This window comes from Methylobacterium sp. WL103 (assembly GCF_008039885.1).
GTDB classification, from domain to species: Bacteria; Pseudomonadota; Alphaproteobacteria; order Rhizobiales; family Beijerinckiaceae; genus Methylobacterium; species Methylobacterium cerastii.
Genome location: NZ_VRUX01001034.1, coordinates 1 through 904 on the forward strand (window position 1 = coordinate 1; position 904 = coordinate 904).

Consider the following 904-nt stretch of genomic DNA (forward strand, 5'->3'; position numbering starts at 1 on the left):
GAACACCTGCACGCCGAGGTCGAGGCGCTCCGTGCGGCCAGCGCGGACGAGCGCCTCGACCTCGGCGTGCAGGTGTTCGAGGGCGCGTTCCCGGTGGCGCGCATGGCCGAATGCGTGTTCGTCGCGGCCGCCCTCCAGGTCTGCCTGTCGGAGGCCGCCGCCGGCCTCGACCGCACCGCCCTCAAGGCGGTGGCCGACGGCGTCTGCCCGTGTTGCGGCGGGGCGCCGGTGGCGAGCCTGATCGTCGCCTGGACTCCCGCCGACAAGGCGCGCTACCTCGCCTGCTCGCTCTGCGGCAGCCAGTGGAACCACGTTCGCATCCGCTGCACCGCCTGCGGCTCCGGCGAGGCGATCAGCTACCAGAGCCTCGACGAGGTCTCGAAGGACATCCAGGTCGAGACCTGCGGCACCTGCCACAGCTACATCAAGCACCTGCACCAGCACCGCGACCCCGTGCTCGACCCGGTGGCCGACGACGTCGCCTCCTACGGCCTCGACCTCAAGATCGTCGAGGAAGGGTTTCGCAAGTCGGGCCTGAACCCGCTCTTCGTGATCTGACGCGGTCTTTCGCGATCTGACGCGGTCTTGCGTGGCCCCGCGCCAAGCCCGCCTCGTGCAGCATGGCGCCCATCGCCGCGGGCCGGGGATCGATTGCGCGCAAGCCACGTTGTGGAGGCTCGGGGGCGTTCGCGTCCCGACCTCCATGTCAGGCCCGACCATGACCAGACTCGCCCTCGCCGCGGCGCTTGCCCTCGGCCTCGCCAGCCCCGCCCTCGCCCAGATGATTGAGACGCCGACGAGCACCACCGTGATCGTGCCGCCCGGCGCGCCGGGCGTCGTCACGCGTCAGACCAATTCGACCGGCGGGGACGCCGCCGCCACCTACTCGCCGACCGGCCGGGCC

Annotated in this window: 1 protein-coding gene and 1 pseudogene; both read left to right on the forward strand. The window is 71.9% G+C overall.

All coding sequences use genetic code 11. The annotated features are described in order from the left end of the window. Positions 1-558 (forward strand): formate dehydrogenase accessory protein FdhE (locus tag FV222_RS27575; RefSeq protein WP_147816313.1); only part of this gene is annotated, 558 nt, incomplete at its 5' end. A 160-nt stretch (positions 559-718) separates the two neighbouring features. Next, positions 719-904: pseudogene (locus FV222_RS27580) on the forward strand (hypothetical protein); the annotation flags it as partial.